The 14,738-nt window shown below is 66.1% G+C and carries 15 protein-coding genes; 4 read left to right on the forward strand and 11 right to left on the reverse strand.

Features of this window, described 5'->3' with window-relative positions; translation table 11 throughout:
* Position 1: 1 nt before the first annotated feature.
* Both rpmF and E5X34_RS24685 read right to left on the reverse strand, forming a co-directional pair.
* Entirely contained in the window at positions 2-184 is a 183-nt protein-coding gene (rpmF, locus tag E5X34_RS24680; protein WP_006203806.1) for a 50S ribosomal protein L32, read from the reverse strand.
* 254 nt (positions 185-438) lie between these two features.
* Positions 439-1,146 (reverse strand): transglycosylase domain-containing protein, encoded by a 708-nt coding sequence (locus E5X34_RS24685; RefSeq protein WP_189343365.1) that lies wholly within the window; start codon positions 1,144-1,146, stop codon positions 439-441.
* A gap of 170 nt (positions 1,147-1,316) precedes the next feature.
* On the opposite strand from E5X34_RS24685, the gene E5X34_RS24690 reads away from it, so the two are divergent.
* Positions 1,317-2,192 (forward strand): polyprenyl synthetase family protein, encoded by an 876-nt coding sequence (locus E5X34_RS24690; RefSeq protein WP_292570229.1) that lies wholly within the window; start codon positions 1,317-1,319, stop codon positions 2,190-2,192.
* 7 nt (positions 2,193-2,199) lie between these two features.
* Here E5X34_RS24690 and E5X34_RS24695 read toward each other — a convergent pair whose 3' ends face one another.
* Entirely contained in the window at positions 2,200-2,805 is a 606-nt protein-coding gene (locus E5X34_RS24695; protein WP_292570126.1) for a TetR/AcrR family transcriptional regulator, read from the reverse strand.
* Positions 2,806-2,922: 117 nt separating this feature from the next.
* Between E5X34_RS24695 and E5X34_RS24700 the strand changes: the two genes are divergently transcribed.
* Complete coding sequence (locus E5X34_RS24700) at positions 2,923-3,681, forward strand: SDR family NAD(P)-dependent oxidoreductase (protein ID WP_292570129.1); 759 nt, start codon at positions 2,923-2,925, stop codon at positions 3,679-3,681.
* A gap of 95 nt (positions 3,682-3,776) precedes the next feature.
* Positions 3,777-4,811 carry an aldo/keto reductase gene (locus E5X34_RS24705; protein ID WP_292570131.1) on the forward strand — a complete coding sequence of 345 codons (1,035 nt, stop codon included), beginning with the start codon at positions 3,777-3,779 and terminating at the stop codon, positions 4,809-4,811.
* Positions 4,812-4,835: 24 nt separating this feature from the next.
* Here E5X34_RS24705 and E5X34_RS24710 read toward each other — a convergent pair whose 3' ends face one another.
* From E5X34_RS24710 to E5X34_RS24745, 8 genes are all read right to left on the reverse strand, one after another.
* Complete coding sequence (locus E5X34_RS24710; RefSeq protein ID WP_292570133.1) at positions 4,836-6,524, reverse strand: ABC transporter ATP-binding protein; 1,689 nt, start codon at positions 6,522-6,524, stop codon at positions 4,836-4,838.
* Positions 6,524-7,468 carry an acetamidase/formamidase family protein gene (locus tag E5X34_RS24715; RefSeq protein WP_292570136.1) on the reverse strand — a complete coding sequence of 315 codons (945 nt, stop codon included), beginning with the start codon at positions 7,466-7,468 and terminating at the stop codon, positions 6,524-6,526. The genes E5X34_RS24710 and E5X34_RS24715 overlap by 1 nt, the downstream gene beginning before the upstream one ends.
* A 108-nt stretch (positions 7,469-7,576) precedes the next feature.
* A complete protein-coding gene (locus tag E5X34_RS24720; RefSeq protein ID WP_292570232.1) occupies positions 7,577-9,148 on the reverse strand; it encodes an ABC transporter substrate-binding protein in 1,572 nt (523 codons plus the stop codon).
* An 86-nt stretch (positions 9,149-9,234) separates the two neighbouring features.
* The gene (locus tag E5X34_RS24725) at positions 9,235-10,155 is read right to left on the reverse strand and encodes an ABC transporter permease (RefSeq protein ID WP_292570139.1); all 921 of its coding nucleotides are present in this window, start codon (positions 10,153-10,155) and stop codon (positions 9,235-9,237) included.
* Between the two features lie 2 nt (positions 10,156-10,157).
* A complete protein-coding gene (locus tag E5X34_RS24730) occupies positions 10,158-11,006 on the reverse strand; it encodes an ABC transporter permease (RefSeq protein WP_126064052.1) in 849 nt (282 codons plus the stop codon).
* Between the two features lie 9 nt (positions 11,007-11,015).
* On the reverse strand, positions 11,016-11,600 hold the full coding sequence (locus E5X34_RS24735; RefSeq protein ID WP_292570143.1) for an ANTAR domain-containing protein: 585 nt from the start codon (positions 11,598-11,600) through the stop codon (positions 11,016-11,018).
* The gene (locus E5X34_RS24740) at positions 11,597-12,736 is read right to left on the reverse strand and encodes a transporter substrate-binding protein (protein WP_292570146.1); all 1,140 of its coding nucleotides are present in this window, start codon (positions 12,734-12,736) and stop codon (positions 11,597-11,599) included. Before E5X34_RS24740 ends, E5X34_RS24735 begins: the two co-directional genes overlap by 4 nt.
* Positions 12,737-12,995: 259 nt before the next feature.
* Entirely contained in the window at positions 12,996-13,889 is an 894-nt protein-coding gene (locus tag E5X34_RS24745; protein WP_292570149.1) for a LysR family transcriptional regulator, read from the reverse strand.
* A 109-nt stretch (positions 13,890-13,998) separates the two neighbouring features.
* Between E5X34_RS24745 and E5X34_RS24750 the strand changes: the two genes are divergently transcribed.
* Entirely contained in the window at positions 13,999-14,733 is a 735-nt protein-coding gene (locus E5X34_RS24750) for an SDR family oxidoreductase (protein ID WP_292570152.1), read from the forward strand.
* Positions 14,734-14,738: the final 5 nt, after the last annotated feature.

Consider the following 14,738-nt stretch of genomic DNA (forward strand, 5'->3'; position numbering starts at 1 on the left):
CTCAGCTTTCCTTCGGCTCCAGAACCTGGCGGCCGCGATACATGCCGGTCTTCAGGTCGATGTGGTGCGGGCGGCGCATTTCGCCGGAATTCTTGTCCTCGACATAGGTCGGGGCCTTGAGGGCGTCGGCCGAGCGGCGCATGCCGCGCTTCGACGGAGAGGTTTTTCTTTTTGGAACGGCCATGGATATGCTCCACTACATGGTCAAAATGCCCCGGCAACCCTCGCGAAAGGGCCGCATCGAGGCCATAATCTGAGAAAGTCGGGTGCCTATACACGCCTTGCGCCGTTTTGGCCAGCGCTGGCCGCGAATTTTTTTGAGCCGGCGCCGCTTCGTCTGGATCAGGATGCCGTTTCCTCGAAACGCCGTCCTGCTCCAAGTCTTCGTTGGAGCGTGATCTTCTCCGAAAACCGGTTCCCACTTTTCGGGATCACGCCCTAGTCGAGGCATCCGACGTAGGCGCCGGACCGGCTGGCGCGCCGCTCGATCAGCGAGGCCAGCCGCCTCAGTCCCGGCCCCGGCTTGGCCGGATTGCGCGCGATCGGGTTGGGCAGGCTGACGGCGAGCAGGGCGGCCTGCCTGCGCGACAGCTGCTTGGCCGAGACGCCGAAATGATGCCGGGCGGCAGCCTCGATGCCATAGATGCCCGGTCCCCATTCGGCGATGTTGAGATAGATCTCCATGATCCGCCGCTTCGACATCACCGCGTCGAAATAGACGGCCAAAGGCAGCTCGACGACCTTGCGCACGCTGCCAAGCGGCCGCGACCACAGGAAAAGGTTCTTCACCGTCTGCATGGTGATGGTGGAGGCGCCGCGCGTCGCCTCGCCGGCCAGCGCGTCATCGACCACGCCGCGCAATTCACCCAGATCGACGCCGCGATGGAAGCAGAACTGCCCGTCTTCCGACATGATCACTGAATGCGCCAGCACCGGCGCCACGTCGTCGATCGACACCCAGCGCCGGTCATAGCCCGAGAAGGTCGCGAGGTCCTTCAGCATCAGGGTCGATATCGGATGCACGAAGGACGGCAAATAGAGGAAGGTCAGCACGACCGGAATGGCCGCCAGCACGAGCGCCACGACCAGGCAGCGCCGGCCGATGCGCCTCAGACTGGCGCGGCTCAGGCGCCGCGAGCGCGCCATGTCCAGCCCTTCGCTTCCATGTTCGACGATCGGTTCCGTCAAGCCGTCCCACCCGTGCCTCGCCCCCTCCGGCATAAAGGCGCGCGCCTGCTTGCGCAATGTCTGAGTGTCGGCTACCGCTCCCGGCCATGAGCAAAGACGACCAGATCGCCTTCGAAACCGCGCTTTTGATGCGCGCCGCGGCCGTCGAGACCGAGCTGCGCCGGATTCTCGACGGGCGTCCGCTCACCGGTGAGATCACGCGGCCCGAGCGCCTGATGGCGGCCATGCGACATGGCGTGCTCAACGGCGGCAAGCGGCTGCGGCCTTTTCTGGTCATGGAAAGTGCCGCGCTGTTTTCGGCCGACAATGACGCGGCGCTGCGTGTCGCGGCGGCGCTGGAATGCGTGCATTGCTATTCGCTGATCCATGACGACCTGCCGGCGATGGACGACGACGACCTGCGGCGCGGCCAGCCGACGGTGCACAAGGCCTTCGACGAGGCCACCGCCATCCTCGCCGGCGACGCGCTGTTGACCTTGGCCTTCGACATCATTGCCGATGAGGCGACGGCTTTGCCTGCCGACCGTCGAATGGCGCTCGTGCTGGCGCTAGCCCGCGCCGCCGGCGCCGGCGGCATGGTCGGCGGCCAGATGCTCGATCTGGAAGCCGAGCGCAAACGGCCCGACGAGGCAGGCATCATCACGCTGCAGGCGATGAAGACCGGCGCGCTGATCCGCTTCGCCTGCGAGGCCGGCGCGATCGTCGCCGGCGCGCCATCCGCCGACCGCGAGCGGCTGGCCGAATTCGGCTCGGCAATCGGGCTTGCCTTCCAGCTCGCCGACGACCTGCTCGACCTCACCGCCGACGCCAAGCAGATGGGCAAGGCGACCAACAAGGACGCCGCCGCCGGCAAGGCGACGCTCGCTTCGCTGCACGGCCCCGGCTGGGCGCGTGGCCAACTCCACGGGCTGATCGACCAGGCGCATGCGCTGCTCGATCCCTATGGCGAGCAGGCAGGGTTGCTCAAGGAGGCTGCGACCTTCATCGCGACGCGCAACAGCTGACGACAGGCTATCGGAGGCCTGAAGATGCTTTCTTGCCATAGCGGAGGCCGTCGACCAGCAAGGCGACCATGCGCTGGGCCTGATCGGCGCCGCTCAGCCTCGCGATGGCGTTGAGCAGGTCCCCTGCATCGACATCACCGCGGATTTCTCCCGCGGTCGCCGCGGCACGCAGCAGTTGGCCGAGCGCGGGCTCCAGATTCTGCTGGAAGTAGAGCGGCAGCGGCTCGAAGACGGGATCTCCTGAATGCAGCGCTTCGGCCAAGCCGCGCTTGGTCGCGATAAAGGCCACATAGCGCTCAATCCACTTCAACAAAGCCTCGCCAGGCTCATAGCTGGCCGCGAGGAGAGGCGCGGCGGCGGCGCAGGCATCGATTTCACGACGAAACACCGCGGCCACGAGATCGGAGCGCCGCGGGAAGTGCCGATAGACCGTACCGACCCCGACACCCGCCTTCTCGGCGATCTCGCGCACCGGCGCATCGACGCCTGAGGTCGCGAACACCGCCTTGGCCGCCTGCAACAGCGCGTCGAGGTTGCGCTGGACGTCGACACGCACACGTCGGTCGGCGCCTTCCGCCACCTCATTTTGGGTTCGCCGTTTGTCGCTCACCAAATACCTCTTGAAAAACGGAACAATGTTCCGTATTTGTGAATCGGAACACTGTTCCGCATCCGCCAACATAGTGCAGGGCGGCGGCTGTGACAATCAATCGGACAACAGGAGACGATCATGCCGGACAATCGCATCGCGCTGGTCACTGGAGCCAATCAGGGTGTCGGTCTGCAGGTCGCGAAGGAACTCGCGGCAAACGGGGTCACCGTCCTTGTCGGATCGCGCAAGTTCGAGCGCGGCGAGGCGGCGGCGAGCGAGATCGGGCCGAGGGCCATCGCGCTGCAGCTCGACGTGACGGACCAGGACTCGATCACCGCCGCGGCGGCGCGTATCGGCGACGAATTCGGCCGGCTCGACCTGCTCGTGCAGAATGCCGCGATTTCGAACACCGGACGCCGGCCGGACGAGACGGTCGAGGATCATGCCAGATTGACCCGCCCGAGCAACGTCTCCCTCGATGAAGTACGCGCCGTGTGGGAGACCAACGTGTTCGGCGTGCTTGCCGTTTACCAGGCGATGCTGCCGCTGCTGCGCCGATCGGCGGATGCCCGCATCGTCAACGTGTCGAGCGGCGTCGGTTCGCTGACCTCCAACGCCGACCCTGCCTTCGGCTATCGCGCGTTGTTCGGCCCGGTCTATCCGGCCTCCAAGACCGCGCTCAACGCCATAACGCTGGCGATGATGATTGAGCTCGAGTCGACAGGCATCAAGGTCAACCTGGTCTCGCCAGCCTACACCCGCACCAACCTCAACAATTACGGCGGAACGGAATCGGTTGAGGACGGCTCGCGCGAGGTGGTCCGCGTTGCCCTGCTCGGTCCGGAGGGTCCCTCGGGGACATTCACAAGATGGGAGAACGTGACGATCCCCTGGTGACGGCAAATCGGTGACGGCAAATCGAACATAGCCTGCAGCGGGAGCTTCCGCCGCAGGCCGCTTAGGCGGCGCACTGGATCCAAAGGAGAACAGCAATGCAGTACCGTACACTCGGGCGAACCGGCATCAAGGTCAGCCCCTATTGCCTGGGCGCGATGATGTTCGGCGGCATAGCCAATGCCGATCATGACGATGCGATCCGCATCATCCATAAGGCGCTGGATTTCGGTATCAACTTCGTCGACACCGCCGATCGCTACAGCGCCGGCGAATCCGAGCAGATCGTCGGCAAGGCCCTGAAGGGGCGCCGCGACAGCATCGTGCTTGCCACCAAGGTCCACGGCCCCATGGGCGATGATCCCAACATGCAGGGCAATTCGCGGCGCTGGATCACCCGTGCGGTGGAGGATTCGCTCAAGCGCCTGCAGACGGACTACATCGACCTCTACCAGATCCACCGTCCTTCACCGGACACCGACATCGAAGAGACGCTTTCGGTGCTCACCGACCTGATGCAGGCGGGAAAGGTGCGCGCCATCGGCTCCTCCACCTTCCCGGTTTCCGAAATCGTCGAGGCGCAGTGGGTCGCGGAGCGGCGCGGCCTCGCGCGCTTCCGCACCGAGCAGCCGCCCTATTCGATCCTCGACCGCGGCATCGAACGCGACATGCTGCCGACATGTCAGCGCTACGGCATGGGCGTGCTGGTCTGGAGCCCGCTGTCCAAGGGCCTGCTTACCGGCCGCTACCGCAAGGGGCAGCCGCTGCCCGAGGGCAGCATACGGGCGAAATTCATGCCGAGACAGATGTCCGATGAGCGGAGCCTCGATGTGGTCGAGCAGCTCATCCCTCTGGCGGCCGAAGCCGGCATGTCCCTCACTCACATGGCGATGGCGTTCGTCATGGCGCATCCCGGGGTGACATCGGCGATCCTCGGCCCGCGCACCATGCAGCATCTCGACGACCTGCTTGCCTGCGCCGACATCCGCCTGACCGACGACGTCCTCGACCGCATCGACCGGATCGTTCCGCCCGGCACCGATGTCGGCCTGAACGAGGCCGCATACAATCCACCGGCTCTGACCACCGCCAGCCTCCGCCGCCGTCCACACACGGAAGGGGCGGCGGTATGAGCACGGCGACGCGTCGGGACGACGTCAGTTCTGCACGTTCGCGGCGCGTGGATCGGGAATGGGCACGGCGGCGATCAGTTCGCGCGTGTAATCCTCGCGCGGCGACGACAGCACCGCGCGGCGCGGGCCGGCTTCGACGATGCGGCCGGCGCGCATGACGGCGACGTCATGGCTCATGCGCTCGACCACCGCCATGTCATGCGAGATGAAGAGATAGGCCAAGCCCAGCGTCTCCTGCAGCTCCAGCATCAGGTCGAGCACGCGAGCGCGCACCGACACGTCGAGCGCGGCGACGCTTTCGTCGGCGACGATCAGCTTCGGTTCCAGCGCCAGGGCGCGTGCGATGCAGATGCGCTGGCGCTGGCCGCCGGAAAATTCGTGCGGATAGCGCGAGGCGTGATCGGCTTCGAGCCCGACGCGCGCAAGAAGCGAGGCCACGCGCTCGCGTCGATCGTCCCTGGAGCCGATGCCGTGGATGACGAGCGGCTCGGCGATGGCGGCGCCCACCGTCATGCGCGGGTCGAGCGAGGCGTAGGGATCCTGGAAGATCATCTGCGCGGCGCGGCGCACCGGCCGCATCGCGCTCGCCGAGAGGCCGTGAACGGACGTGCCGCCGATGATCACCGAGCCGGTGAACGGAACAAGGCCGAGCACGGCCTTGCCGGTGGTGGACTTGCCGGAGCCGCTCTCGCCGACGAGGCCGAGCGTGCGGCCCGGCCTTATCTCGAAGGAGACATCCTGCACCGCCGGCGCTTCCGAGGCGCGGCGGCGGAACAGGCTGGAGGAGGCGCCGTAATCGACGACAAGCTTCTTCACCGAAAGTACGGGCGCTTCCCCGTCTGGGACCGGCGGTCGGGGGGTGGCCGTGACCCGGGGCGGCGCGTCGGTTCCCGCAAAGGCGCCGAGGCGCGGCACGGCGGCGAGCAGCTCGCGCGTATAGTCGGCCTGCGGCCGCTCGAAGATGTCGAGCACGGATGCCGCCTCAACGATCCGTCCCTCGCGCATGACGGCCACCCGGTCGGCCATCTCGGCGACGACGCCCATGTCATGGGTGATGAGGATGATGGCGGTGCCGAACTCCCGCTTCAGTTCCCGCATCAGCTTCAGGATCTGCGCCTGCACCGTCACGTCGAGCGCCGTCGTCGGCTCGTCGGCCAGAAGCACTTTCGGCCGACAGGACAGCGCCATGGCGATCATGACGCGCTGGCGCATGCCGCCGGAGAGCTCGTGCGGATATTGCTTCATGCGCCGCGCCGGGTCGCTGATATGCACGACATCCAGCATGTCGCGGGCACGCTGCTCGACGCTTGAACCTTCCGCGCCCTGGTGGGTCCGGATCGCCTCTGTCAATTGCGCGCCGATCGAGTGTACAGGGTTGAGCGACGTCATCGGCTCCTGGAAGATCATCGCGATCTCGCCGCCGCGCACGTCGCGCATGGCGCGCTCCGGCAGGCGCGGAAGCGACTGGCGTTCGAGCCTGATGTCGCCGCCGGCGATGCGCAGCGAGGCGCGCGGCAACAGGCGCATGATCGAGAGCGCCGTCACCGATTTGCCCGAGCCGGACTCGCCGGCAAGGCAGAGCGTCTCGCCCGGCGCCAGCGCAAAGCTGATGCCGTCGATGACGCGCCTCGCGCCCTCAGGCGTAAGCGCGTCCACCGACAGGTTCTCGACGGTCAGGACAGCATCTCTTCCTCGCCCGGAACCATCCGCCATCAATTGAAGACGATCCTTGGGAAGTAGAACGAGACGACCCAGTTCGGCATGTCGACGATCTCGCTGATGCGCAAGTCACCGCAGACCGAGCAGAGCATGTAGGCGTCGACCGGCTTCAGCCCATGGTCGGCGGCGAGCAGATCGACCATGCGCATCACACTTTCGCGCGCCGCGGTCATCAGGTCCGGTCCGACGCCGGTAGTGACCTCGTAGCCCGCCTCGTCGAGATGGCGGGTCACCGGCCCCGGCGTGGTGAAGCGCGGACTTTCCAGCCGCGCATCCTTGACCAGCTCGATCGTCGCCTCGACGTCCATGCGGCTCTCGATCGCCGTGCCGCACACCTCGCCATCCCCTTGAGCGGCGTGGGTGTCGCCGATCGAGAACAGCGCTCCCTCGACCTCGACCGGGAGATAGAGCGTGGTTCCGGCCGCAAGGTCGCGGATGTCGAGATTGCCGCCGACACGGCGCGGCGGCACCACGGAATGCAGGCCGCGTTCGGCGGGCGCCACGCCGATCGTGCCGGCGAAAGGTTTCAGCGGCACGCGCCCGCCCGGGCCGTAGAGCGCCGGCGCCAGCGAGGCGGCATCATATTTCCAGATATGCAGCGCCGGCTCCTTGAACTGGTCGGCGAGCAAGCCGAAGCCCGGAATGTTGGCGGTCCAGCCGAGGCCCGACGGTTCGAAATGGCGCAGCGTGATCTTCAGCGCATCGCCCGGCATCGCGCCCTCGACATAGACCGGTCCGGTCACCGGATTTACCTTGCCGAAATCCATGGTCGAAACATCCGCCACCGTGGAGTTCGCGTCGAACTGTCCGCCGGAGGAATCGAGGCATTCGAAATGGATCGTCGAACCCGGCCCGGCGGTCAGCGCCGGTTGGAAATCGCGGTTCCAGCCGAAATGATGGCTGGCGCGATGGATGGTGTAGTCGCACTTCACGCACATGGCTGTTGCTTCTCGTTTGTTTTTGGCAAAGCCGCCCTCCCGTTCAGGCGGCATCGTTGAAGGCTGCCGGCGGCGGGACGGACGTCCGCCGCCGGCAAATGAGACGGCCTATTTGTTCACATAGATCGCTTCGTAATTGATCACGCGGGTCGGATCGATATAGATCTCGTCCGGGCCGCCCATGCGCTTGGCCTTGGCCACCACGCGGCGTTCGTTGAAGACCGGAATCCAGGGCGCGTCATTGGTCTGGATGTCGGTGAAGATCTGCGCCCAGACCTTGTTGCGCTCCTCGGCCTTGGCCGGCACTGGCATGGCGTCCGCCGCCTGCCCGCGGGCGTCGATGTCCTTGTTGCAGTACCACGACCAGTTCCAGCCGCCGGCAACCGCGCTGCCGCAGCCGAGGATCGGCCCGTAGAAGTCGGACGGATCCGGAAAGTCGGCGATCCAGCCGAGCCCGCCGGACCAGACCATCGGCGCCTGGCCCTGCGTGCCGCCGGCGGCAATCACGTTCGGATTGGCCACTGCCTTGATCTCGGCCTTGACGCCGATCGCCGCCAGATCCTGCTGGATCGCCTGCGTGATGCGCGGCTGCGGATCGGTGTTGGAGGTGTAGATCTGGGTCGAGAAGCCGTCCTTCAATCCGGCTTCGGCGAGCAGCGCCTTGGCCTTTTCGGGATCGTAGGCATAGCCCTTGTAGTTCTGGTCGTAGCCCGGCATCAGCGGCGGCAGCACCTGGCTTGCCGGCGTGGCGCGGCCGTTGATGATGCGCACGATACGGTCCTTGTTGATGGCCATGTTGACGGCCTGCCGCACCTTGGCGTTGTCGAAGGGTTTTACCTGCGTGTTCAAAGTGACGTAACTGGTTTCCAGCTGCTGGCGGTCGACGATCATGCCCTCGAACTCGGGGGACTTCTTCATCTCCAGATATTTCGCTGGCGGGATGCCGTCGCCGGCAATGTCGACCTCGCCCTTCTGCAGGCGCAAAAGCGCCACCAGCGGTTCCTGGCCGATCTCGATCGTGAAAGAGTCGACATGCGGCCGGTCCTTGATGAAATAATCGGGGTTCTTCTGGAAGACGAGGCGCTGGCCGATCGTCCATTCCTTCAGCGTGAAGGCGCCGGAGCCGACCGGATGCTTGCCGAAATCGCCGCCGGCGGCCTCCACCGCCTCCTTCGGCACGACCGAAGCGAAGTTGAGCGCCAGCACGTTGAGGAAGGTGGCGTCGGGCTGCGAGAGCGTGAACTTCACCGTATGGTCGTCTATCGCCGTGATGCCCTCCATCGTGTCGGCGGTGCCGGCCGTCATCTTGTCGGCGCCCACGATCGAGTGGAAGAAGCCGGCGCCCGGGCCTTGCGTCTTCGGGTTGACGGCGCGCTCGATCGACCATTTCACGTCCGCCGCCGTCACCGCGCGGCCGTTGGTGAACTTGACGCCGGGATGCAGCTTGAACGTATAGACCTTGCCGTCGTCGGAGACGTCGTAACTGTCGGCGAGCGACGGTCCGAGCTCCGTCGTGCCCGGCTTGTAGTCGACCAGGCGCGAGAACAGGGCGTTGATCATCGACCAGTTCTGCCAGTCATAGCCGATGGCGGGGTCGAGCGTGGCGATGTCGTCCTTGTAGGTGACGATGATGTCGCCGCCATTGGTCGGCGTGTCGGCGAAGGCGAGCCTGGCCGGCATCAGGGCCGAGGTGGCGAGCAGTGCCGCCAGGCCAATCTGTTTGACGAATTTGTTCACTGAGTTCACTCCTCTGTTGGTCTTGTTGGTTATTGGCTGCGGATGCGGGGATCGACGAACGGGGCGACGAAGTCGGCGAGAAGGTTGCCGAGCACGATGGCCAGCGCCGAGACCAGTGTGACGCCCATGATGATCGGCACGTCGACCTGCTGGATAGCCTGCCAGGCGAGCTGGCCGATGCCGGGCCAGCCATAGACGGCCTCGACCACGACCACGCCGCTCATGAACTGGCCGATGTCGATGCCGACCATGGCGATGATCGGCAAAAGCGCGTTGGGCAGCGCGTGGCCGAGCACGACGCGGCGGCCGCTGAGGCCCTTGGCGTGGGCGGTGCGCACATAGTCCTGACGCAGCACCTCGATCATGGCGGAACGCACCATGCGCGCATACCAGCCGGCGCCGAGCACGCCGAGCGTGAGCGCCGGCAGCACGACATGCCGCGCCGTGCCGAAGCCGGACATCGGGAACCAGCCGAGCGTGGCGGCAAAGACATAGAGAAGCAGCAGCGCCACGACGAATTGCGGCGACGAGACGCCGACGAAGGACAGCATCATCACCGAGCGGTCGACGAAGCCGCCGCGCCGGACCGCCGCGATGATGCCGAAGGTCAGGCCGAGCGCGACCTCGAGGACGATGCCGGCGGCCATGAGGATGAGCGTCGCCGGCAGCCGCGCCAGGATCAGCGGCAGCACCTCGGTCTTCTGCGTATAGGAGCGGCCGAGATCGCCATGCAGCAGGTTGCCGACATAATGCAGGAACTGCATGACCAGAGGCTGGTCTAGGCCAAGCTCATGCCGGATGGCGGCCACCATCTGCGGCGTCGCGGAGCGTCCGGCGATCAGCACGGCGGGGTCTGCCGGCAGGAAATAGAGCAGAAGGAAGGTGATGGCGGCCACGCCGAGCAGGATCAGCACGGCCTGGACGAGACGGCGGGCGAGGAAGAAGGCCATCGTCACAGCCTCCCGCGCTGGGTCGGGTCGAGGATGTCGCGCAGGGCGTCGCCGATCAGATTGAAGGACAGCGCCGTGGCGAGGATGATCGCGCCGGGGATGAACACCAGCCAGGGCGCATCCTGGAAATAGCTCTGGCTCTCGAAGATGATGTTGCCCCAGGAGGGCTGCGGCGGCTGCACGCCAATGCCGAGGAAGGACAGCGTCGCCTCGAGCAGCACCGTGGTGGCGATGCCGAGCGTGCCCCAGACGATCGCTGTCGGCATCAGGTGGGGAAGGATGTGCAGAAGGATGATGCGGCCATTGCCGGCGCCCAGCGAACGCTCGGCGACGATGAAGTCGCGTTCCACCAGGCCGCGCGTTTCGGTGTAGACGATGCGGGCGACCTGCACCCAGTTCACCAGGGCGATCACCATGGCGACGATCCACAGGCTGGGTCTCAGCAGCGCCGCGAGCGCGATGGCGAGCAGCAGCGCCGGAAAGGCCATCATCAGGTCGGTGAAGCGCATCAGCAGGTTGCCGGCGGCGCCGCGCAGATAGCCGGCGAGCAGCCCGACAAGCAATCCGATCGCGACGGCGACGCCGTTGGCGACGAGACCGATGATCAGCGACGTGCGGGCGCCGAACAGCACGCGGGCGAAGAGGTCGCGGCCGAGCGTGTCGGTGCCGAACAGATGGTCGCCGCCGGGCGGCAGCGGCGCGCCTTCGAGCGACAGGCCGTCGGCAAGCTGGTCGTCCGGCGAGAAATGCGCGATCCATGGCGCGAAGATCGCCGCCAGCAGGACGAGCACGACCACGATCAGCCCGAAAAGGGCGGAAGGCCGTCTTGTCAGTTCGCGCAGAACCCGCATGCCAGCGGCCTACATCGCGCGCGGCACGGGCTCATGCCCGGCGACTATGGAAGCGGCGACGTGCTCGACGGTGAGCCGGCGCTGCATGGCGAGGCGGCAGAGCGTGCGATAGGCGCCGGTCTCATCGCCGCCTTGCGCGGCCATGATCGAGCGCATCGCGTCGTAGACAATCGGTCTCAGCCGCAGCCGCTCCTCCAGGCCGGCAATGCGCGCCTTGACGGCCGTTCGCTCATGGTGGGCGTGCGTGGCAAGCACCAGCGCCGGATAGACCGAGGAGGCGGTGACTGGCTTGGCGATGAGCGCGCCGGCGCCCTTGCCGAGCGCCCAGGCGATGCGGCCCGGCGCTTCGGAACCGAGCAGCGCGACCACCGGAACGGGCGCCTCGTCCCCGTCCCATGGCAAGAGATCGTCCCAACCCTGATCGGCGTCGACGAGCACGATGTCCGCCGGCGTTTCGGCAAGATCGAGCGGTTTCCACTGCACGAGGACGGTCACGCCGAGACGTTCGAGCTGACGCTTCAGGCGCTCGATGTTGTCGTCGGTGCGATGCAGGATCGCGGCGCGCCAGGAAACGAAACTCGGCGTCCGCGTCATTGCACGACCCTCAGATGCGGGACGGGCTGGCTGGCCAGCGTGCCGACAAGATAGGGATCGGCGACAATCGCGCCATGCGAGGCGATGACGTCGAAGCCGGACTGCTCGTTGATGCGGCCGAGATGGAAAGGCAGGGCCGCATGATTGGTGCGCAGGTCGATTGCGAGGGGGCCGAGCACAGTCTGTCGCGGCTTGGCGTGCAGGAAGCCGCGCACGCTGGCGGGGTCGTCGCGATTGGCATCGGTGATCGCCTCGGCGCAGAGCTTCACCGCCGCATAAGCGCCGGCGAAGAAGCTGGAGACGCGGCGTCCGGTGCCGAAACGGGCGGCGACGCGCTGCTTGAAAATCCGGTTTTCGAGCGACGCCAGGCTTTCGAAGTAAGAGGCTGTCGAGAGCTGGCCGACGGCTGTGCCCGGCTCGATCTCGCCGAGCTCGCATTCCGTCAGGTCGCAGCTCAGCACCGGGCAGCGTTCCGGCGCGAAGGCAGGATCGCGATCCGCCAACCGGCGCACGGCGGCCAGGAAGGCGTAGCTCGACGGGCCGATCATGTTGTTCAAGATGAAGTCGGGCCGGTGGCGCTCCAGATCGGCGATCAGCAGGCCGACATCGGTCTCCTCGATCGGCAAATAGCGCTCGCCGAGCACCTCGCCGCCGGCGCGCGTGAGAAGCTCGCGCGCCAGCCGATTCATCTCCCAGCCCCAGACATAATTGGCGCCGGCGAGATAGACGCGCTTGCCGTAGCGAGGCAGCATGTAGTCGAACAGCGGTATCAGATGCTGGTTGGGACAGGCGCCGGTGTAGATGACGTTCTCGTTGGCCTCGAAGCCTTCATAGGGGCAGATGTACCAGAGCAGCCCGTCATATTTCTCCACCAGCGGGATGACATCCTTGCGCGACAGGGAAGTGATGGTGCCGATCACATTGCGGCATTGGTCGTCGCGCAGCATGGCGCGGATCAGATCGAGGTAACGCTCCGGCTGGCCGCCCGGATCGCCGAAGACCGGCTCGATGCGCACGGCGCTTCCGGCCTTCTCCAGTTCCTCGATGGCAAATTCGGCGCCGGCGCGGCAGTCGCGGCCGATCGCCCCGTAGGGACCGGTGGTCGAATAGAGGATGCCGACCCTGAACGTCTTCACCCGGACCTCAAAAAACAAAGGCCCCACACACATCCCATGCTTTCATGAGACGCGGCGAGGCCATGCTGCCCTTGCCCGGCCGTGCCGGACGCGATGTGTTACGCGGGAAATTGTGCGCTTGCGAAATAGAACACGAGTGGACGCAGGCTTGTCAACGGTCCTGCGCGCGAATGGGTACAATGGCTTGGAGGTTTGCCCATCAAGCGACCGGCTCGCTCAAAGCCGCCACGGTTTTCAGCGGTCACGCCGCCCCCGATCCTTACACTCTTGCCTCGGCGAAGATGCGGGACGCCCATTCCAGGAAGACGCGCAGCCGCGGCGCGAGCTGGCGGTTCTGAGGATAGAGCGCGAACAACGGCGTCGGCGTCGGCGGGAAATCCTTGAGAACCTCCACCAGCGTCCCGTCAGCCAGGTCTTTTTCGAGCCGGTAGCGTGGCGCCTGCAGAAGCCCGAAGCCAAGGCGCGCCAGATCGGCCGCAGTGTCGGAATTGTTGACACGGACCCGGCCCGGCAACGTCGCCAGATGCACCTTCGCTCCGATCGTGAACTCCAGCGGCAGCACCTCGCCGGTCCGCGAGGAAACGAAGCAAACAGCCTGTTGGCCCTCCAGCGCCTCCGGTGACGCCGGCGTTCCGTGGCGCTTCAGATAGGCTGGGCTGGCGCAGGTGATTTCTTCGATCGTCGCCAGCCGCCGCATGATCATGCCGCTGTCCTGCGGTTCACCGGCCCGGATGACGCAGTCGACGCCTTCGCGCACCAGATCGACCAGCCGGTCGCCCTGGCCGATATGCAGGTCGATGCCGGGATAGCGTTCGAGGAAAGCCGGCAGTTGCGGCAGCAGGAAGCGCTGCGTGAGCAGCGGATGCGCATCGATGCGCAGCAGGCCGCGCGGCTCGGCGCTGCGGAATCCGGCCTCGGCATCCTCCACCTCGCCAAGGATCGACAGGCAGCGCTCGTAATAAGCCTGGCCGTCGAGCGTCGTGGCGACATGGCGCGTGGTGCGGTCAAGCAGCCTCGTCCCCAGATGCTCTTCCAGTTGCTGGATCGCTTCGGTCGCGGTCGAGCGCGGCAGGCCGAGATCGGCCGCGGCCGCGGTGAAATTGCGCCGCTCCACCACGCGCACGAACAGCCGCATCCTGTCCAATCGATCCATGGCTGATTGTTCGCTCCATCCGAATACTGCTGTCAATATCCGGCCAATTATCCGGAAGACAAGACGATCTATATCGGCTCCACAACAAACAAACGAACGGAGACCGATCATGCAGAAGACAAGAACCGCGATCGTGACAGGCGCATCGAGAGGCATCGGCGCCGCGATCGCCAAGCGGCTCGCCCGGGACGACATCGCCGTCATCGTCAATTATGCGCGCGGCAAGGACGCGGCCGGCGAGGTCGTGTCGGCCGTCGAGGCCGCCGGCGGCACCGCTCTCGCGGTCCAGGCCGACATCGGCGAACCGACCGGCATGGCCGCCTTGTTCGACGCGGCTGAAAAGGCCTTTGGCAAGGCCGACATCCTCGTCAACAATGCCGGCATGATGCGGCTGTCGCCCATCGCCGACACCGACGACGCTGCATTCGAACGGCAGCTCGCCATCAATCTCGGCGGCACGTTCCGCGGCATGCGCGAAGCTGCAACGCGCTTGAACGATAGCGGCCGTATCATCAACTTTTCTTCAAGTGTCGTGGGCTTCTACCAGCCGGCCTACGGCGTCTATGCCGCGACCAAGGCCGGCGTCGAAGCGATGACGCATGTCCTTGCCAAGGAGCTCGGCCCGCGCGGCATCACGGTCAACGCCGTCGCGCCCGGCCCGGTCGACACCGAACTCTTCACCGACGGCAAGAGCGCCGCGCAGATCGAGGCGATCACCAGACTCATCCCGCTCGGCCGCCTCGGCCAGCCCGACGACATCGCCGGCCTTGTCGCCTTCCTGGCCGGCCCGGACAGCCAATGGGTCAACGGCCAGATCATCCGCGCCAATGGCGGCGCGATCTGAATGAT

Origin of the sequence: Mesorhizobium sp. (assembly GCF_004963255.1) — a bacterium.
GTDB lineage: Bacteria > Pseudomonadota > Alphaproteobacteria > Rhizobiales > Rhizobiaceae > Mesorhizobium.